Annotated in this window: 18 protein-coding genes; 16 read left to right on the top strand and 2 right to left on the bottom strand. The window is 69.3% G+C overall.

Features of this window, described 5'->3' with window-relative positions; translation table 11 throughout:
- Positions 1-76: 76 nt before the first annotated feature.
- A complete protein-coding gene (locus tag ATK36_RS08240) occupies positions 77-457 on the top strand; it encodes a hypothetical protein (RefSeq protein WP_098510727.1) in 381 nt (126 codons plus the stop codon).
- 197 nt (positions 458-654) lie between these two features.
- Here ATK36_RS08240 and ATK36_RS08235 read toward each other — a convergent pair whose 3' ends face one another.
- Positions 655-1,113, bottom strand: coding sequence for a MarR family winged helix-turn-helix transcriptional regulator (locus tag ATK36_RS08235; RefSeq protein ID WP_098510726.1), 459 nt, complete (start codon positions 1,111-1,113; stop codon positions 655-657).
- A gap of 208 nt (positions 1,114-1,321) precedes the next feature.
- Here ATK36_RS08235 and ffh point away from each other — a divergent pair, with 208 nt between their 5' ends.
- Positions 1,322-2,854 carry a signal recognition particle protein gene (gene ffh / locus ATK36_RS08230; protein ID WP_098510725.1) on the top strand — a complete coding sequence of 511 codons (1,533 nt, stop codon included), beginning with the start codon at positions 1,322-1,324 and terminating at the stop codon, positions 2,852-2,854.
- Positions 2,851-3,924 (top strand): amidohydrolase family protein, encoded by a 1,074-nt coding sequence (locus ATK36_RS08225; protein ID WP_098510724.1) that lies wholly within the window; start codon positions 2,851-2,853, stop codon positions 3,922-3,924. The genes ffh and ATK36_RS08225 overlap by 4 nt, the downstream gene beginning before the upstream one ends.
- A 108-nt stretch (positions 3,925-4,032) precedes the next feature.
- On the opposite strand, the gene ATK36_RS08220 is transcribed toward ATK36_RS08225, so the two are convergent.
- The gene (locus ATK36_RS08220) at positions 4,033-6,336 is read right to left on the bottom strand and encodes an SdrD B-like domain-containing protein (protein WP_141544396.1); all 2,304 of its coding nucleotides are present in this window, start codon (positions 6,334-6,336) and stop codon (positions 4,033-4,035) included.
- A 497-nt stretch (positions 6,337-6,833) separates the two neighbouring features.
- Between ATK36_RS08220 and ATK36_RS08215 the strand changes: the two genes are divergently transcribed.
- The 13 genes from ATK36_RS08215 to dprA all read left to right on the top strand — a co-directional run bounded on the left by ATK36_RS08215 (position 6,834) and on the right by dprA (position 18,236).
- Complete coding sequence (locus ATK36_RS08215) at positions 6,834-7,556, top strand: CPBP family intramembrane glutamic endopeptidase (RefSeq protein ID WP_098510722.1); 723 nt, start codon at positions 6,834-6,836, stop codon at positions 7,554-7,556.
- Positions 7,557-7,859: 303 nt separating this feature from the next.
- On the top strand, positions 7,860-8,657 hold the full coding sequence (locus ATK36_RS08205) for a CPBP family intramembrane glutamic endopeptidase (RefSeq protein ID WP_098510720.1): 798 nt from the start codon (positions 7,860-7,862) through the stop codon (positions 8,655-8,657).
- A 195-nt stretch (positions 8,658-8,852) separates the two neighbouring features.
- Entirely contained in the window at positions 8,853-9,290 is a 438-nt protein-coding gene (rpsP, locus tag ATK36_RS08200) for a 30S ribosomal protein S16 (RefSeq protein WP_098510719.1), read from the top strand.
- The gene (locus ATK36_RS08195) at positions 9,287-9,526 is read left to right on the top strand and encodes an RNA-binding protein (RefSeq protein WP_003103110.1); all 240 of its coding nucleotides are present in this window, start codon (positions 9,287-9,289) and stop codon (positions 9,524-9,526) included. The genes rpsP and ATK36_RS08195 overlap by 4 nt, the downstream gene beginning before the upstream one ends.
- A 25-nt stretch (positions 9,527-9,551) precedes the next feature.
- On the top strand, positions 9,552-10,061 hold the full coding sequence (rimM, locus tag ATK36_RS08190; RefSeq protein WP_098510718.1) for a ribosome maturation factor RimM: 510 nt from the start codon (positions 9,552-9,554) through the stop codon (positions 10,059-10,061).
- A gap of 50 nt (positions 10,062-10,111) precedes the next feature.
- Complete coding sequence (trmD, locus tag ATK36_RS08185; RefSeq protein ID WP_098510717.1) at positions 10,112-10,894, top strand: tRNA (guanosine(37)-N1)-methyltransferase TrmD; 783 nt, start codon at positions 10,112-10,114, stop codon at positions 10,892-10,894.
- A 161-nt stretch (positions 10,895-11,055) separates the two neighbouring features.
- Positions 11,056-11,424: a 50S ribosomal protein L19 gene (rplS, locus tag ATK36_RS08180; RefSeq protein WP_098510716.1), complete on the top strand. Its 369-nt coding sequence runs from the start codon at positions 11,056-11,058 to the stop codon at positions 11,422-11,424.
- A gap of 31 nt (positions 11,425-11,455) precedes the next feature.
- Positions 11,456-12,385 carry a signal peptidase I gene (gene lepB / locus ATK36_RS08175; RefSeq protein WP_098510715.1) on the top strand — a complete coding sequence of 310 codons (930 nt, stop codon included), beginning with the start codon at positions 11,456-11,458 and terminating at the stop codon, positions 12,383-12,385.
- A 78-nt stretch (positions 12,386-12,463) separates the two neighbouring features.
- Positions 12,464-13,252: a ribonuclease HII gene (locus tag ATK36_RS08170; protein ID WP_098514721.1), complete on the top strand. Its 789-nt coding sequence runs from the start codon at positions 12,464-12,466 to the stop codon at positions 13,250-13,252.
- Entirely contained in the window at positions 13,249-13,572 is a 324-nt protein-coding gene (locus ATK36_RS08165; protein ID WP_003096226.1) for a DUF2469 domain-containing protein, read from the top strand. Before ATK36_RS08170 ends, ATK36_RS08165 begins: the two co-directional genes overlap by 4 nt.
- Positions 13,573-13,776: 204 nt before the next feature.
- Complete coding sequence (locus ATK36_RS08160; RefSeq protein ID WP_098510714.1) at positions 13,777-14,169, top strand: YraN family protein; 393 nt, start codon at positions 13,777-13,779, stop codon at positions 14,167-14,169.
- Complete coding sequence (locus ATK36_RS08155; protein WP_098510713.1) at positions 14,169-15,680, top strand: YifB family Mg chelatase-like AAA ATPase; 1,512 nt, start codon at positions 14,169-14,171, stop codon at positions 15,678-15,680. Before ATK36_RS08160 ends, ATK36_RS08155 begins: the two co-directional genes overlap by 1 nt.
- Before the next feature lie 1,386 nt (positions 15,681-17,066).
- The gene (dprA, locus tag ATK36_RS08145; RefSeq protein WP_098510711.1) at positions 17,067-18,236 is read left to right on the top strand and encodes a DNA-processing protein DprA; all 1,170 of its coding nucleotides are present in this window, start codon (positions 17,067-17,069) and stop codon (positions 18,234-18,236) included.
- The last annotated feature ends 40 nt before the right edge of the window (positions 18,237-18,276 follow it).

Here is an 18,276-nt window from a genome sequence, read left to right as displayed (position 1 = left end):
GTGTCTCCGAGGCGCCGGCCGATTCCGATGGCAGGATGACGCGGGTCCGAGGAGGGTGCTAGCGGGGGTGAGCACGATGCGGGGTCCGGAGCAGAATCTCCCGGGATTGTCCCTGCCTCCCACCGTGGTCGCCGGTCATCTGCGGTCCTGCGCCGAGGAGCTGGCCGAAACGCTGCGGGGGCACGACGAGGCGGCGACGCTGGGCGAGCTGACCGAGGTCGTCACCCAGCTGGTCGCCGGCCAGCGCGCCCTCGCGCACGCGCTGGCCGGGCTCGCCGGGCGGGTGGACGTCCGCAACGTCGCGCTGGTCGCGGCCCCCACGGTGGACCTCGAAGTGGTCACCGAAGTCCTGCAGGCCGCGGCGTGCGCGGCGAGCTGTTCCGCCGAGGCGCTGGTCGAAGCGCAGCCTTCGCTCGACTGTGTTCGCGAGTCCGCCGGACCGGACACTCGCGTTTGAGTAGTACTACTCAGTCCGATTAGGTGACTTCACGCTGCCGTGGCCGGTGGCGCTCCAGGCAGACTGCACCCCGGCGCAGCGGACGAGGGGTACCCGCGAGCGTGCCGGCGGCGGAGGACACCCGGGGAGGTGTGTTCTTTCGCCGTGGTTCCGGGGCCGGTCGTGGGGAGCGGCTGGCCCCGGGACCACCCCGCGACTCAGGATTCCGCGAGCCGCTTCAGCAGCTGCGAAGCCATCCGCAGCAGCTCCTGCTCCGTTGTGCTGAGCGAGCGGTCCATCGCGGCGGCCAGCCACTTCTCGCGCGACATCGAGTACTCCCGCAGCACCGCACGTCCGGCGGCGGTGATGTCGATCAACGACCGCCGTCCGTCCGAAGGGTCCGCGGTGCGCGTGACGAGCCCGCGCGAGGTAAGCGTGGCCAGGATCCGCGTCAGCGACTGTGGGTGCATCCGCTCCGTCTCGGCCAGCTCACCCGGAGTGTGCGTACCGGCGCGAGAGAGCCGGGAAAGCACCGTGAGCGCGGCCGCCCCCGGCGAAGGCGCGTCCGCTTCGGCGCGCATCCGCCAGTCGAGCCGCCCGACGCCTTCGCGCACCTCGCGAGCGAGCGCGGTCAGTTCGCCGGCGGGTTCGGCGTGCTGCTTGATCGCTGATGTCATACGCCTATATTTACTGAAATCCGTCGGGGCCGACACCAGAGTTCCTATGGTTGAGCTGAACTGGCCGCGCCAGGTAGTAAACGTACACGTACAAATACCTGCGCACCCGTGAAGCCCGGGAGCCGGGGCGGCTACCCTCGGGAGATGCCGGGGCGGCTGTGTGCTGCCCGGCACGCGAACTCTCGACCCAGCTGGAGCGTGCACCCCCGTGTTCGACACTCTCTCCGATCGGCTCACTTCGGCCCTTCAGTCGCTCTCGCGCAAGGGCCGGCTGTCCGACGCCGACATCGACGCCACCGCGCGCGAGATCCGCATCGCGCTGCTGGAAGCGGACGTCGCGCTGCCGGTGGTCAAGGCGTTCGTCGCGCGGGTCAAGGAACGCGCGAAGGGCGCCGAGGTCTCGCAGGCGCTGAACCCGGCGCAGCAGGTCATCAAGATCGTCAACGAGGAGCTCGTGGCGATCCTCGGCGGTGAGACGCGCCGGTTGAACCTGGCGAAGAACCCGCCGTCGGTGATCATGCTCGCGGGTCTGCAGGGTGCCGGTAAGACCACCCTCGCGGGCAAGCTGGCGATGTGGCTGAAGAAGCAGGGCCACGCGCCGATGCTGGTCGCCTGTGACCTCCAGCGGCCCAACGCGGTCACGCAGCTGCAGGTGGTCGGCGAGCGTGCCGGAGTGACCACCTTCGCGCCCGAGCCAGGCAACGGCGTCGGCGACCCGGTCGACGTCGCGCGTCGTGCCATCGCCGAAGCACGGCACGCGCAGCACGACGTCGTCGTCGTCGACACGGCAGGTCGTCTCGGTGTCGACGAAGAGCTGATGAAGCAGGCCGCGGATATCCGCGATGCGGTCGAGCCGGACGAAGTCCTCTTCGTGGTCGACGCCATGATCGGGCAGGACGCGGTGACCACCGCCGAGGCGTTCCGCGACGGTGTCGGCTTCACCGGCGTCGTGCTCACGAAGCTCGACGGTGACGCCCGCGGTGGTGCCGCGCTCTCCGTACGCGAGGTCACCGGCCAGCCGATCCTTTTCGCGTCCAACGGCGAGAAGCTGGAGGACTTCGACACCTTCCACCCGGACCGGATGGCCTCGCGCATCCTCGGCATGGGTGACGTGCTGACCCTGATCGAGCAGGCCGAGCAGCACTTCGACCAGGAACAGGCCGAACAGGCCGCGCAGAAGCTGACCAGCGGCCAGCTGACCTTGGAGGACTTCCTCGAGCAGATGCTCGCGGTGCGCAAGATGGGCCCGATCGGCAACCTGCTGGGCATGCTGCCCGGCGCCGGGCAGATGAAGGACCAGCTCGCCGAGGTCGACGACAAGCACCTGGACAAGCTGCAGGCGATCATCCGCGGCATGACGCCGGCCGAGCGGGCCGACCCGAAGATGATCAACGGCTCCCGGCGGCTGCGCATCGCGAACGGCTCCGGGGTCGCCGTGCGCGACGTGAACGACCTGGTCAACCGGTTCTTCGAGGCGCGGAAGATGATGGCCCAGATGGCCGGCCGCTTCGGCTTCGGCGGGGGCGGCGGCAGCAAAACACGCAAGGGCAAGAAAGGGAAGAAAGGCAAGGGCCGCGGCCCCACACAGCCCAAGCTGCGTGGCGGGATGCCCGGTGGCATGCCGATGCTGCCCCCCGGTGGCGCCGGTGGCGGGATGCCCGGCCTGTCCCAGCTCGGCAGCATGAACGACGTCCCTGGATTCGATCCCTCGAAGTTCAAGCTGCCGAAAAACCCCAAGTGAGCGCACTGCACCTGACCGGCACCGTACTGCCGGCGGGGGAGCCTGCGCAGCTGTGGATCGAGGACGGGCGCATCTCGGCCGAACCGGTCCCCGGCGCCGAAACCTTGTGCACCGACGGGTTCCTGGTGCCCGGCCTGGTCGACGCGCACTGCCACCCGGGGATCGGCCCGGGTGGCGCGGTGCCGCCGGCGGAAGCCGAGCAGCAGGCCCTTGTCGACCGTGCCGCCGGTACGCTGCTGATCCGCGATTGCGGTCTCCCGATCGACGTCCGGCCCCTGCAGTCGCGGGCCGATCTGCCGACGATCATCCGTTGCGGCCGGCACCTCGCGCTCCCGAAGCGCTACCTCCCGGGCTACGCGATCGAGCTGGACGACCCGGCGCTGCTGCCCGAAGCCGTCGCGGAACAAGCCCGCGACGGGGACGGCTGGGTCAAGCTGGTCGGCGACTGGATCGACCGTGCAGAGGGCGACCTGGCGCCGTTGTGGCCGGAAGACATACTCGCCGAGGCGATCCGTGTGGCACACGATCTGGGCGCGCGGGTCACGGCGCACGTGTTCGGCGAAGCCGCGCTGCCGGCGTTGATCGAAGCCGGTGTCGACTGTCTTGAACACGGCACCGCGCTGTCCTCGGAACAGCTCGCCGAGCTGGCCCGTCGAGATGTCGCGCTCGTGCCGACTCTGATCAACATCGAGAACTTTCCCGGCATCGCGGACAAGGCCACGAAGTACCCCACGTACGCGGCCCATATGCGTGCGCTGCACGCAGGTGTCGGCGAGATGGTCTCCACGGCCGTCGAGGCCGGCGTACGTGTCTTCGCGGGCACGGATGCGGGCGGCATGGTCGAACACGGCCTCATCGCCGACGAAGTCGAGGCTCTCCACCGCGCCGGGATGTCGCGTACGCAGGCGCTTGCCAGTGCGTCCTGGGCGGCCCGCGAGTGGCTCGGCCATCCCGGCATAGAGCACGGCGCACCCGCCGACCTGATCGTCTACCCGGCGGACCCGCGTGAAGACCTCGCCGTCCTTCGGCACCCGAAGCACATCGTGCTGGGCGGCACCGTCTTCGATTGAGCGGCGCACCGTCTGTGCGTACGCGGCTGTTGACCGTCAAAAATGCGGGGTGCTCCCGGCCGAGACCGGTGAGCACCCCGCACTTCATTTCACAGCTGCGCTGATACGTCAGCCTTCATCCGTGACCGTACTGCGGCGACGGCGCACGTAGAGGAGAGCAGCCCCACCTCCGCCGAGCAGCAGGACCGCGGCCCCGGCCATCCAAGCGATGTCCACACCCGTGAAGGCGAGCGGACCACTTTCACTGGCCTTGTCGATGAGACCAGGAGCACCCGACTGGGGCACCAGGCCGGCGTCGACGGTCAGGTCCGTCGGCTTGTCCCGTCCGAGGGTGGTCTGTCCGGTGGTGCCGGTCTTGGGGTCGGCGTCGGAGTCTTTCGTGTTGTCCCCGGCGTGGGGCTTGGTGAAGATCTTGCCGTCGGGTGCGGTGAAGTGCACCTGGTAGCAGCCGTCGCGCAGGCCGTCGAAGGAGTACTTGCCCTTCGCGTCGGTTACTGCGGTGTCCGGTTTGCCGTTGCCGTCTCCGTCGGCCGGCTTGCCTGTGCAGTCGAGGAGTTCCACCTTGACTCCGGGAACGCCGGGTTCGCCGCTGTCCTGGAGTCCGTTGCCGTTGGTGTCTTCCCAGACGAAGTCACCGAGGTGGTTGCCCGGCTTGGCCACGAGACCGGCGTCGAGTGTGAGGTCTTCACGTTTGTCCGCGCCGAGGGTGGTCTGTCCGGTGGTGCCGGTCTTGGGCTCGGCGTCGGAGTTCTTCGCGTTGTCCCCGATGTTGGGCTTGGTGAAGGTTTTGCCGTCGGGTGCGGTGAAGTGCACCTGGTAGCAGCCGTCGCGCAGGCCGTCGAAGTGGTATTTGCCTTGGGCGTCGGTGACTGTGGTGTCGGGTTTGCCGTTGCCGTCTCCGTCTGCTGGCTTGCCTGTGCAGTCGAGGAGTTCGGCTTTGACGCCTGCGACGCCGGGTTCGCCGGTGTCTTGGAGTCCGTTGCCGTTGGTGTCTTCCCAGACGAAGTCACCGAGCCGGTTGCCGGTCTTGGCTACGAGTCCGGCGTCGAGTGTGAGGTCTTCACGTTTGTCCGCGCCGAGGGTGGTCTGTCCGGTGGTGCCGGTCTTGGGGTCGGCGTCGGAGTCTTTCGTGGTGTCCCCGGCGCGGGGCTTGGTGAAGGTCTTGCCATTGGGCGCGGTGAAACGCACCTGGTAGCAGCCGTCGCGCAGGCCGTCGAAGGAGTACTTGCCCTTCGCGTCGGTTACTGCGGTGTCCGGTTTGCCGTTGCCGTCTCCGTCGGCCGGCTTGCCTGTGCAGTCGAGGAGTTCGGCTTTGACGCCTGCGACGCCGGGTTCGCCGGAGTCCTGGAGTCCGTTGCCGTTGGTGTCTTCCCAGACGAAGTCACCGAGCCGGTTGGTCTCCGGCAGCCGCAGCGAGACGCGGTGCAGGTCCGAGGTGGTCGCCTCGGCCTCGTACTCGGGCACCAGGGGAGACTCGCCCGGCACGACGTTCAGGCCGTTGATGCCGTCGGCCTGACCGTCTTTGCGGTCCTTGAAGTACAGGCTGCCGGTGTCGTACGTCGCGGCGGGGAAGTTCGAGAACCGCCGGACCTCGGTGTCCAGCTTGAACGTGACCTCGCTGAAGGTGCCCAGCAGGGTAGCCGAACCGCATCCGGCGAAGTCGGTCTTCGGAGTCCGGTAGTCCGTGCCCGCGTGTCCCTGCGGACGCTCGTTGCACATGTTGTGGCTGTTGTCAGCGGCGACTTCGAGGGTCTTGCCGTCGGTCTTCAGATTGGTCCGGCCGCCGGACAGCTCGGCGAAGCTGACCCCGGGGGTCTGGATCGTCCAATGCGTCGCGTCGAACGACCCGCGGGCCCAGAAGACACCGTTGATGTCCCGCTCGACATTGGACTGGCCACCGAGGCCGGTGATGTCCAGCACCGGGTTGGTCACCGGCTTCGAGAACTTCAGGGTCAGCTTGCCGGTGTTCTCGCACACCCCGTCGAAGTTCTGATGCGCCGCGGTGCCCACCGGGCCGCCGCAGCTGGAGGCCGTGGTGAGCACGCCCAGCGCGGGCAGCTTCGCCGGATCCGGCGATCCGGTCAGCATGTTCGCCGCGGCTCCGTAGGACGCCTGGTTCGTGCCGTTGGCGAGGAAGTTCGCCCCAGGCAGCTGCTCGGGACCGGCCGAGAACTGGGCGGTCACGTCGACCGTCCCGGTGGAGAGCGGGATCTTGGTGGTGGCCTTGGTGGCCGCCTGGCTCTTGAACGCGCTCGGGGTACGCGGCCCCGACGCGGAACCCGGGCTGACCAGCGTCCACTGGTCGTTGAAGACGTAGCCGTTCTCGCCGGCCGCGACGGCCTCGGGCGACGTCGCGATCTGCACCGCGGCCGAGCCCGTCAGCACGAGAAACAGCGATGCCGCGGACGCCATGCTTCTCCGCATGGGCAAGCAACCCACAACAATGTCCTTTCCTGACACGCGAGATGGTGCGCGACTCGGGTTCCCGGAGACCTGCGGCGCGGCTGTCGTAGAAGAAAGGGCGCAGCAGGTGTCCGGTGATGAGCAGCGAAGTGGTCTTACCGTGAAATCGTCCGGACACCTAATTGAATGCCCCGTTGCGGAAAGATCGGGATCTGCCGGGTGAATGTTTTCTTGCGCTGGTTGACCTGAGTAGATCTGGTGCCCGGGAGCGACGGGAGCGTCACCCGAAAGTTGTTCATTCTATAGGGGGACAACAGGACCTTCCGCAGTTGCTCAGTAGCATCGACCGTGGTTGCCGTGGCAAAGATCGGCCCTTGCCGCTCTGCGAATACCCCCGAGAGGGTGAGGAATTCCTTGCCGAGACGGTGTGTGAATGGTCAGAAGTCACCCGGTTCTCGATCGACCCCGCCGCACCGTGCCACCACGCCGCCACCTAGCGTGATGGCGTGGTCGACGACAACGCGGGCAGGCGGATCTTCGGTGCCCACTGGGCGTTCGCCGCGTTCTTCGCCGGAGTGGCGGGCTATCACCTTGTCACCCTGATCACCACAGCAGCGGTCACTCACCCGAGTGGAGATGACGATCCGGTCGGACTCCTCGCCGGTCCGGGCCTGCTGCTGTCGTTCGTGCCGAACCTGGTGCTCGGGCTCAGCCCGGTGCTCGGCTCGATGCGCTTCGGCTTCGGCCTCGACCGTGACTTCGGGGCGCGGCCGCACTGGCGCGACGTCCGCATCGGCCTCGCCTGTGGCGCACTCGCGCTCGTCGTGGGCTACCTGCTGAACCTCGGCGTCCTCGCGGTCTACGGCGGCGACGACGTGTCCGACAGTCCGCTCACCGACCTCCCCGACGTGTCCGAGGGCAGCTATCTCTGGCTCGCGGCAGCTGCGGCGGCGCTGGTGATAGCCGTCCCGATCACCGAAGAACTGCTCGTCCGCGGGGCACTGTGGAACGGTCTGGAGCACCACCGCGTGCCGCCGTGGGTGGTGCTGGCGCTCACCGCGCTCGTCTTCGCCGTGATACACGGCGAATCCACCCGCGTGATCGCGCTGTTCGGGCAGGGGCTGGTCCTGGGGGTGGCGCGCTGTCGCTCCGGCCGCACCGCGGCGAGCGTGATCGCCCACGCCACGAACAACCTGCCGCCCGCGGTCCTTCTGTTCACCGGACACTGATCAGGACCCCGGCAATGTCGAGGGCCGGTGATCAGCAGAGAGCCGTGGCTGCCGCGTCATCATCGACGGTGCGAGACGCGCGCCCACCTCGTGGTGTGTGCCGGACCGTTTTCGGGTCCGTGAAGGGGTCCTTCACGGACTCAGAGTCCATGAAGGACCCCTTCACGGACCTCTGCGGTCTGTGCAACGCGACTTGCCGACGCCGACGGACCTTGATCGTCCGCGTGATCATTCGAGTACTGTACGAAGTCGTCCGGGCGGTTAGGCTCGACCGGTGATCCGCGCGAGCACCGGAGGAGCGGCGTGACGACTTCCCAGCACCGGGAACCCCTCCCGGGCGGCCCTCCGATCGCGGGGGAGGACACGGTGGCCGAGCCCGCCGGACCGCCCGCGCCGCGCTGGGGGTTCGGAGCGTTCCTGCTCGTCGAGGCGGTCCTGCTCGCCTCGGCCGCGTTCGTCAGCGTGCTCGCCGGCGATCCCCCGCCCGGAAAGCCGCTGCCGATCAGCTCGGTGCTGCTGGGCACCATGCTGCCCACCATGATCGCGGCCGGGGTCGCGCTGCTGATCACCGTCGTGCGCGGGAACGGCCCGGTGCTGGACCTGCGGCTGCGCTGGTGCTGGGCGGACGTGAAGACCGGGCTCAAGTTCGGCCTGCTCGGCCTCGTGCTCACCTCGCTCGGTGCCTACCTGTGGACCCGGGTGGTCGGCTCCGCCGACGCGACCTCGGCGATCAGCGCGCTGGTGGACGACCGGAAGATGTCCGTGCCCGCGGCCGTGGTGATGTTCGCCTACCTCTGGCTGCTCGGCCCGATCTGCGAGGAGATCATCTACCGCGGGCTGCTCTGGGGCGCGGTCGAGCGCCTGAAGTGGAGCAGCGAGCGGTGGGGGCGCTTCGCCGCGTTCCTGCTGTCCACGGCGGTGTTCGCGGCCAGCCACCTGGAGCCGCTGCGCACCACGCTGCTGCTGGTCATCGCGGTCCCGATCGGGCTGGCCCGGCTCGTCACCGGACGGCTCGCGGGCGGGGTCGTGGCCCACGCGGTGAACAACTTCCTGCCCGCGGTGGCGATCCTGCTCGGCGCGCTCGGCGTGGCCCGGTTCTGACCCGGCTTCCCGGTGCCGCGGCCGGGGTCTGCGCAGGCCCGCGCGCATCGTCTGGCAGAATGGTGCACTGCCCGCTTCCGCCGGACCCTCTCACCGTGCGGGAGCTCCTGACCTTCGGGTGCCCGCAGCCCTGTCCCCACGGGGTCCGGCGTGCGCCCGCACCGCACCAGAGAGCAACGAGGAGTACCCACACCCGTGGCCGTCAAGATCAAGCTGCAGCGCCTCGGCAAGATCCGTGCGCCGTACTACCGCATCATCGTCGCCGACGCGCGCACCCGCCGGGACGGCAAGGCCATCGAGACGATCGGCAAGTACCACCCCAAGGAAGAGCCGAGCCTGATCGAGGTCGACACCGACCGTGCGCAGTACTGGCTGGGCGTCGGCGCGCAGCCGACCGAGCCGGTCCAGCGTATCCTGGAGATCACCGGTGACTGGCAGAAGCACAAGGGCCTGCCGGGCGCCGAGGGCACCCTGAAGGTGGCCGAGCCGAAGCCGTCCAAGCAGGACCTGTTCAACGCGGCGCTGGCCGCGGCCGGTGAGGAGCCGGTCGCCGAGGCCATCACGGCGAAGAAGAAGGCCCCGAAGAAGGCCGAGGAGAAGCCCGAGGCCGGCGAGGGCGAGAAGTCCGAGTGAGCTTCCTCGCCGACTCCCTCGAGCACCTGGTGCGCGGGATCGTCGACAACCCGGACGAGGTCCGGGTCGAGCTGCTGACCACCCGCCGTGGCCGCACGCTCGAGGTGCACGTGCACCCCGACGATCTCGGTAAGGTGATCGGCCGGGGCGGGCGCACCGCGACCGCCCTGCGCACCGTCATGGGCGGCATCGGTGGCCGCGGCGTCCGGGTGGACGTCGTCGACACCGATCGCTGACCCGGCTGAGATACGGACGGTCAGGATGGACGTCGTAGTCGGCCGGATCGCGAAGGCGCACGGTATCCGCGGCGAGCTCGCGGTCGACGTGCGCACGGACGCTCCACAGGAGCGGTTCGCGATCGGTGCGGTCGTCGCGACGAAGCTGCGAGACGGCAGCGAGAGGGAACTCACCGTGGCAGCCGCCCGCGAGCACAGCGGGCGGCTGCTGGTGCGTTTCGAGCAGGTGCTCACCCGCGACGTCGCGGAAACGCTGCGTGGGGCTCTGCTCACCGTGGACACCGGCGCGCTGCCGCCGACCGGTGACCCGGAGGAGTTCTACGACCACGAGCTGGCCGGTCTGCGTGCCGAGCTGGCCGACGGCACGGTGCTCGGCACCGTCGCCGAGGTCGTGCACTCCCCGGCAGGGGAGCTGCTCGAACTGGACGTGGACGGCCGCGAGGTGCTCGTGCCCTTCGTCCGGGCGATCGTGCCGACGGTCGATCTCGCCGGCGGGCGCGTGGTGCTCGAACCGCCGGAAGGCTTGCTGGAATGAGGAAATCCCCGGCGCGTGCGGAAGCCACCGAACACGGGGTCCGATAAGCGGTGCGCATCGACGTCGTCACGATCTTTCCCGAATACCTCGACCCGCTGCGTGCCGCGCTGCTGGGCCGGGCGATCGACCGCGGCCTCATCGAAGTCGGTGTGCACGACCTGCGCGACTGGACGCACGACGTGCACCGCGCGGTCGACGACGCCCCGTACGGCGGCGGCCCCGGCATGGTCATGAAGCCGGAGATCTGGGGTCCGGCGCTGGACGAGGTGTGCACCACTGCGACGCGTCTCGTCGTGCCCACGCCGGCCGGTCGGCCGTTCACGCAGGAGATGGCGCACGCGTACGCCGCGGAAGAGCACCTGGTGTTCGCCTGCGGCCGTTACGAGGGCATCGATCAGCGCGTGGTGGACGACGCGGCGCGCCGGATGCCGGTCGACGAGGTGTCCATCGGTGACTATGTGCTGGTCGGCGGCGAGGCCGCGGTGCTGGTCATGGTCGAAGCGGTGGTCCGGCTGCTGCCCGGAGTACTCGGCAACGCGCGGTCGGCGGCCGAGGACTCGTTCTCCGACGGCCTGCTCGAAGGCCCCAGCTACACTCGCCCGGAGGTGTGGCGCGAACTGGCGGTGCCGGACGTGCTGCGCTCGGGCAACCACGCGGTGATCGACCGCTGGCGCCGGGACCAGGCGCTCGCGCGCACTGCCGCCCGCCGCCCGGATCTGCTGGCGCGGCTGCCCGAAGGCAGCCTGGACCGCCGCGATCACGAGGTGCTCGACCGGCTCGGCGGGGAGCCCGGCCAGCCCCCGTGCGAACCGGACTCGGCAGGTTTGCCATAATGGACCGGTTGGCGTGACGCGCAGCCTCCTTCGCCGCCGGATCTCCGGATGCGGAGCCGCGACGTCGGCCGGAATGCCATCAGCCCCGGGCTAGTCGCAGTGGGCCCCACTGCGCGCCCAAAGCTGTACGTAAGCCAGACGAATACGAGGACGGACCACCGATGAACACCCTGGACGCGCTGGACGCGCAGTCACTGCGTTCCGACATCCCGGACTTCCGCCCGGGCGACACGCTCAAGGTCCACGTCCGCGTCATCGAGGGCAACCGCGAGCGCAACCAGGTCTTCCAGGGCGTCGTGATCCGCCGTCAGGGCGGCGGCATCCGGGAGACCTTCACCGTCCGCAAGGTCTCCTTCGGCGTCGGCGTCGAGCGCACCTTCCCGGTGCACTCGCCGAACCTCGCCCAGGTCGAGGTCTTCAAGCGCGGCGACGTGCGCCGGGCGAAGCTGTACTACCTGCGCGAGCTGCGCGGCAAGAAGGCGAAGATCAAGGAGCGCCGCGAAAACCGCGAGACCACCGCTGCGCGCTGAGTGCCGATCCGGTTACCGGTAGCCTGGCGCCGTGGTCGAACCCGTGTCGCAGAACGCCGCTGAAGGCGAACCCGACCGCCCGGAAGAGGAGCAGGAGCAATCCTCCGGGCGTGCGGGCTCGCATCGGCGGGGCAAATCCCCGAAGAAGAAGCGGTCGTTCTGGAAGGAACTGCCGATCCTGATCGCGATCGCCCTGGTGCTCACGATCCTGATCCAGGCGTTCCTCGCGAAGGTCTACATGATCCCCTCGGGATCCATGGAGTCCACCCTGCACGGCTGCCCCGGCTGCACCGGCGACCGGATCCTGGTCGACCGGGTGACCTACGACTTCACCGACCCCTCCCCGGGTGACGTGATCGTGTTCAAGGGCCCGCCCGCGTGGACCGAGAACGAGATCGCGCCGCAGGAGTCGAGCAACATCGTGGTGCGCGCGCTGCGCGGCCTCGGCTCACTGGTCGGGTTCGCCCCGCCGGACGAGCGGGACTTCGTCAAGCGGGTGATCGCGACCGGCGGCCAGACCGTCCAGTGCTGCGATGCCCGGAACCGGGTGATCGTGGACGGCAAGGCACTCGACGAGCCCTACATCCACTGGGAAGACTCCAACCACCGCGTGCAGGAGCCGTTCGCCCCGGTGAAGGTTCCGCAGGGTTCGCTCTGGGTGATGGGCGACAACCGCAACAACTCCGAGGACTCCCGGTACCAGGGTGGGGGCGGAGCCAACGGCGCGGTGCCGGTCGACGACGTGATCGGCAAGGCCCGGCTCATCGTGCTCCCGCCGAGCCGCTGGAACGTCATCTCGGCGCCGAATCCGCAGGAGAACGCCCAGCCGGTGGCGCTGAGCGCCCCAGCGTGGCAGCAGGGCCTGCCGCTCGGCGTCGGCTTCGCCGCGGCGGTGCCCACGCTGTTCCTCGGCCGGCGCCTGAAGTCGGGCCTCCGCAAGGCGGCTGGCCGGAGACGGTAAGTGCCTGCGCGACAGTCCGGTGGTGCCGTTGTGACCCTTCCCCGCATGTCGGCCGAGCCGCTGCGTCCACCGCGGGCCGTGGTGCGCGGCGAGTTGTTCTGGGGCCTGCAAAGCGCGCTGGACCGGCGCGGCCTCGGCCCGGTCGCCGGAGTGGACGAGGCGGGCGCCGGAGCGTGCGCCGGTCCGCTGGTGGTGGCGTCGTGCGTACTGCGGCCCGGTGACGGGGCGCGGCTACCGGAGCTCACCGATTCGAAGATGCTCACCGCGAAGGCCCGGGACCGGGTCTACGACCGCGTGCTGCAGCGGGCGCTCGACTACGCGGTCATCGTCATTCCCACCGAACAGGTGGATCTGCTCGGTATCCGGGTGATGAATCTGGAAGGCATGCGCCGGGCCGTCGCAGCCCTGCACAGCCATCCCGGGTACGTGCTCACCGACGGTTTCCCGGTGCCCGGCATCCCGGCCCCGAACGCCGCGGTGATCAAGGGCGACCGCAGCGTCGCGGCGATCGCGGCGGCCTCGGTACTGGCGAAGGTGACCCGCGACCGCATCATGACCGGTCTGCACGACGAGCTGCCGGACTACGGTTTCAACGTGCACAAGGGGTACAGCACCTCGGATCATCTGGCCGCGCTGCGCGAGCACGGCCCGAGCCGGGTGCACCGCTGGTCCTATACCAATGTGGCCACCTCGGCCCTTGCGCACGGGCTCACCCCGCCGCATCCGGTCGTCCTCACTTACGCTGCACTGGAGAACTCCTTGGAGAAACCGGGCGGGCCGGTCCGTGCCACGGTCCGCTCGGTGGGTAAGAATGAACGCTCCGCCGCCGGAGCAGGACGAACGCGAGGAGGGGCGCGGATTTCATGAGCGCAGAGGATCTCGAGAAGTACGAGACCGAGATGGAGCTCTCGCTGTACCGCGAGTACCGCGACATAGTCGGCCAGTTCTCGTACGTGGTGGAGACCGAGCGGCGGTTCTACCTGGCCAACGCGGTGGACGTGCAGGTCCGCGACGGCGGGGGCGAGGTGTACTTCGAAGTCCGCATGTCGGACGCCTGGGTCTGGGACATGTACCGCCCGGCCCGGTTCGTCAAGCACGTCCGGGTCATCACGTTCAAGGACGTCAACGTGGAGGAGCTGGACAAACCCGACCTCCGGCTTCCCGAGGACGGCCCGTTCTCGGGCTGACACCTTGATTTCGACGGCCACGCGCACCCGATACCGGCGAGCGCGTGGCCTTCGTCGTCTTCGTCGCTGATCGCTTTCAGCCATCCACAACCCCCCAGTTGTCCACAGGTAAGGCGGAATGGCCTGGCGGCACTCTTCGTCACGCTGCGATGGTGGAGAGACCACGCACCGTGATCGCGGTGCACTATCCGTCGAGGGGGACCGATGAACGACGATCCGGACCCCGGCGCGCTCTGGCGCCGGACTTTCGGGCGCTGGGGTGAGGACCTGGCGCTTCGGCACCTGCAGAACGCGGGCATGATCCTGCTCAGCCGCAACTGGCACTGCCGCGAAGGCGAGCTCGACCTCGTCCTGTCCGAACGCAACCGCGGCCGTGACTGCGTCGTGTTCTGCGAGGTGAAGACCCGCTCCGGAGACAGCCACGGCACGCCGGGCGAATCCGTCACCCCGGAGAAAGCCGAGCGTGTCCACCGCGCGGCCTTGCGCTGGCTGCGGGAGCACCGCGTCGGCTGGTGCCGGACCCGCTACGACGTCGTCACCGTCTTCGCCCGGGCCGGTGTGCAACCGGTCGTCCGCCATCTGGCCGGGGCGTTCTGATGCCCCACGCGAAATCGTGGTCCGTCGCGTTGTTCGGCATCGAGGGCCGGGTCGTCGAGATCGAGGCCGATCTCGGGGGCGGCCTGAGCCGGGTCACCCTGGTCGGGCTGCCCGACGCCGGGCTGCGTGAGGCGAAGGACCGCGTGCGCTCGGCCGTGCGGAACTCCGGCCAGCCGTGGCCGGACGGCAAGATCACCCTGGCCTTGTCCCCGGCGAACCTGCCGAAGATGGGTTCCGGTTATGACCTGGGCATCGCAGCCGCCGTCCTCGCCGCGACCGGCGCGGTGCCCGCGACCAAGCTGTTCCGCACCATCCTGCTCGGCGAACTCGCGCTCGACGGCCGGACCCGCCCGGTCCGCGGGGTGCTGCCCGGACTGCTCGCCGCCCGCGCCGCCGGTCACGAACGCGCCATCGTCCCCACGGAGTGCCTGCCCGAAGCCGCTCTCGTCGACGGGCTCGAGATCTCCGGCGTCTCCCGGCTGACCGACCTGGTCGCCTGGCTGAAGGACGAAGGCGAGCTTGCCGAGGCGCCGCCCCCGTCCACCGCCGAACCCGCCCCGATACCGGACCTCGCGGATGTCGTCGGCCAGCCGGAAGCCCGCTGGGCCTTGGAAGTCGCCGCTGCGGGCGGTCACCACCTGCTGCTGTCAGGCCCACCCGGCGTCGGGAAAACCCTTCTGGCGCAGCGGCTTCCCGGTCTGCTCCCGGAGCTGTCGCCAGAGGATGCGCTGCAGGTCACCGCGATTCATTCGGTCGAGGGAGCGTTGTCGAAGTCCTCGCCCCTGGTCACCGTGCCGCCGTTCGTCGCCCCCCACCACTCGATCACCACCTCCGCCCTGATCGGCGGCGGCACCGGCCTCGCCGCCCCCGGCGCGATCAGCCGGGCCCACCGCGGGGTCCTGTTCCTCGATGAGGCTTGCGAGTACGGAAACCAGAAACTCGACTCCCTGCGCACCATCCTGGAAGAAGGCGAGGTCCGCATCGCCCGCGCGAAAGGTGTGGTCCGCTACCCGGCCCGGTTCCAGCTGATCATGGCCACGAACCCGTGCCCCTGCGCTCCGCCACGGGAGATCGACTGCACCTGCTCCGTCCCCACTCGCCGCCGCTACCTGGCCAGGCTCTCCGGCCCGCTCCTGGACCGCGTCGACCTCCGCGTCCGCCTCCACTCCCTGACCGCGATCTCCGCCCACCACACGACACCCCCCGAACCCTCCGCGACGGTCCGAGACCGCGTACTGGCCGCCCGCGACCGCGCCCGCCACCGCTGGCGATCCCACGGCTGGCGCATCAACTCGGATGTCCCCGGCCCGATCCTGCGCCGAGACTTCCCGCTCCCCGCAAGCACCACCGTCGTACTCGACAAAGCACTGAACAAAGGCCTCCTCACCGCTCGCGGCGCCGACCGATGCCTCCGCATCGCCTGGACCCTCACCGACCTGGCAGGCCTCCCCACCCCCGCCGGCGAACAAGTCGCCGCCGCCCTCAACTTCCGCGAACGAATCACCGCCTGACCGATACCCCACAGCCCACTCTGCCCACGCCCGGACCTACCCCCAGTCGAGCCGGAAGTCGCTCCTCCAGACCAAGGCCACCCCGTCCGAGTCGGGAGTTGCCCTGCCGGGCCAGGGCCGCCCTGTCCGAGTCGGGAGTTGCCCGCCGGGCCAAGAACGACTCCCTAGAGACAGGAATCGCACCGTAGATCCACTGCCCCACCAGACCAGAAGGAGCCGCCCCACCCGAGCCGAGATCGCCCCACCGGCCCAAGCGGTCCCGCTCAGCCGAGATCTCCCCCGTCAAGCCAGGCAGCCCGCCGGTCTCGGAGCTGCCCCGCCGAGCCAAAGCCACCCCATTCCGAGTCAGGAATCGCCCCACCGGGCCGAGAACGGTCCTGCGGGCCGAGACCGTCCTGCCAGGTCAAGAGCAGCTCGCCAGGCTCGGAGCCGCTCCGTCGAGCCAAGGTCACGCTGACCAAGGAGCCGCCCTGCCGAGCCAAGACCGCCCTGTCAAGCCCAAGAACCGTCCGCCAGGCCCGGAGCCGCCCCCTCGGGGACCGAGTTCGACTCTCCTGAGCCACCTGAGCCACCTGAGCCACCTGAGCCACCTGAGCCACCTGAGCCACCTGAGCCACCTGAGCCACCTGAGCCACCTGAGCCACCCAGCTTTAGACAGAGTCGGCTTCCTCGCCCGGGGCCTTCCCCGCACCATCCGTCCACAGCCGACCGATCCGTCCCACCGCCATGCGACCTACCTCTGCGTCCTCGGCCTCCCGCACCCGAGCTGGCCAACTAACCGAAACCAACCCCGCGCGCCGCAACCACGAATTCGCGAATCCACGAACAAGGAACCCCCATGACCGACCCGGCCAATTGCTCCGCTGTCCCTGGACCGCCCCAACGGCGAAAGCCCGCTTCCGCGCTCAAACCCACCACAGCTCACGATTGCCGCGCCCGCCCCGAATCCGACTCGCGCTACCGCATCGATCCGACCGCAGGCCCCGGCCCGGCCCGCCCCCTCGCCGCTGCCAGCGACTCCGACCCGGACCTTGACCCAAGTCCAGCCTCGCACTCCGACTCCGCGCGCCGACTCACCTCGCCCAGCCGCCCCCAGCAATCCATCCCCACCGACCCGACCCATCTCCGAGGGCCCGAGCCCCTCCACGAATCTCCGGATCCCAGCCAACCTCGCAACTCCGACCTCCCACACCCATCCACCGCACTCCGGCGCCGTCATCGCCGCCCGCACTTGCTGGCCGACGAACTGCCCACCGCGGGCCGGCCGCTCAAGCTCGTTCCGGATCAGGAACCTCATCCGGAACAGGACCCCGCCTGGGTCCGGGATCAGCTCACCCCGCCCCGGCCCTTCACCGTCGTCGAGGACAGCGCGCGAAGAGGTGCGATGTGACCGCCCTTCCCGACCAGACCTCGGCCACCGAAGTCGAACGCCTGGCTCGCGCGTACCTGTTACGTGTCGCGGAGCCGCCGGCTCCTGCACTGCTTGCGTTCGTAGGCGAGCAAGGACCGATCGACGCAGCGGAGCGGGTTCGTACCGGCGATTGTCCTGAGCCGGTCCGCAAGGAGACCGCGGCGAGGCGGGTCTCCGTGATCGCAGAACAAGACCTCGAACTCGCCGAAAAAGCCGGCGCCCGGCTGGTGACCCCGGAGGACCACGAGTGGCCGGCTTGGCCCCTGCTCTCCTTGGCGGTCGCGACCGGGCGCGGTGTGCAGAACGTCGCCGCGCCACTGGGCCTTTGGGTTCGCGGCAGCGCCAACCTCGCGGAGGCAGCCGACCGCGCGGTAGCCATCGTCGGGGCCAGACTGGCCACGGACTACGGACTGGAAAACTCCTTCGAACTCGCGTACGCATTGGCTGCCCGCCAAATACCGGTGTTCTCCGGCGCCGCGATGGGGATCGATGCCGCTGCACATCGCGGAGCGTTGGGAGCTGAAGGAGTCACCGTTGCGGTGCTCGGCTGTGCTGTCGACGTCATCTATCCGGCCGGTCACGTAGAACTGCTGAAACGCATCGTTGGCCACGGGGGCGCGGTCGTCAGCGAGTACGCGCCAGGCACGCCACCTGCTCGACATCGTTTCCTCGTACGCAACCGCCTCATCGCTGGCCTCACCGACGGCACGGTGGTTGTCGAAGCAGGCGTACGGAGCGGCGCGCGCAACACCGCCACCACGGCGGGCGCGCTCGGCAAAGTGGTGATGGCAGTCCCTGGACCAGTGCACTCCGCCAGCTCCGCGGGCTGCCACGCGCTCATCAGGGATTGCAAAGCCACGCTCGTGACCACAGTCGATGAAGTCATGGAGACGGTTGGCCGGTTTGGCGCTGAGGAAGCCAAGCCGGACGCACCTCGCCGTCCCACGGACAACCTTGCTCCCGAGGCGTTGCGGGTCTACGAAGCGCTGGTGCCGCGCGCGGGCCGTTCTCCGGAACAGATCGCTGAAGGTGCTGGAGTGCCGGTCACGAGGGTGCGCGCCTTACTGCCGGAGCTGGAAATCGACGGTTTCGCAGTACGTGGCGACAGCGGGTGGCGGCGAATAGTCCGAACGGCTGCCCGATGATCGGCGTGGCGATCCTTGACCAACGGCGATGGTTCGCGCA

It is taken from the genome of Amycolatopsis sulphurea, assembly GCF_002564045.1.
GTDB lineage: Bacteria > Actinomycetota > Actinomycetes > Mycobacteriales > Pseudonocardiaceae > Amycolatopsis > Amycolatopsis sulphurea.
This window is presented reverse-complemented; position numbering and strand designations above follow the sequence as displayed.

Coding starts and splice junctions, on each gene's coding strand:
- ATK36_RS08160 (WP_098510714.1), top strand. CDS start 13,777: ATGAACGACGATCCGGACCCCGGCGCGCTCTGGCGCCGGACTTTCGGG.
- rplS (WP_098510716.1), top strand. CDS start 11,056: ATGAACACCCTGGACGCGCTGGACGCGCAGTCACTGCGTTCCGACATC.
- rimM (WP_098510718.1), top strand. CDS start 9,552: ATGGACGTCGTAGTCGGCCGGATCGCGAAGGCGCACGGTATCCGCGGC.
- ATK36_RS08240 (WP_098510727.1), top strand. CDS start 77: ATGCGGGGTCCGGAGCAGAATCTCCCGGGATTGTCCCTGCCTCCCACC.
- ATK36_RS08165 (WP_003096226.1), top strand. CDS start 13,249: ATGAGCGCAGAGGATCTCGAGAAGTACGAGACCGAGATGGAGCTCTCG.
- ATK36_RS08235 (WP_098510726.1), bottom strand. CDS start 1,113: ATGACATCAGCGATCAAGCAGCACGCCGAACCCGCCGGCGAACTGACC.
- ATK36_RS08220 (WP_141544396.1), bottom strand. CDS start 6,336: ATGGCGTCCGCGGCATCGCTGTTTCTCGTGCTGACGGGCTCGGCCGCG.
- ATK36_RS08155 (WP_098510713.1), top strand. CDS start 14,169: ATGCCCCACGCGAAATCGTGGTCCGTCGCGTTGTTCGGCATCGAGGGC.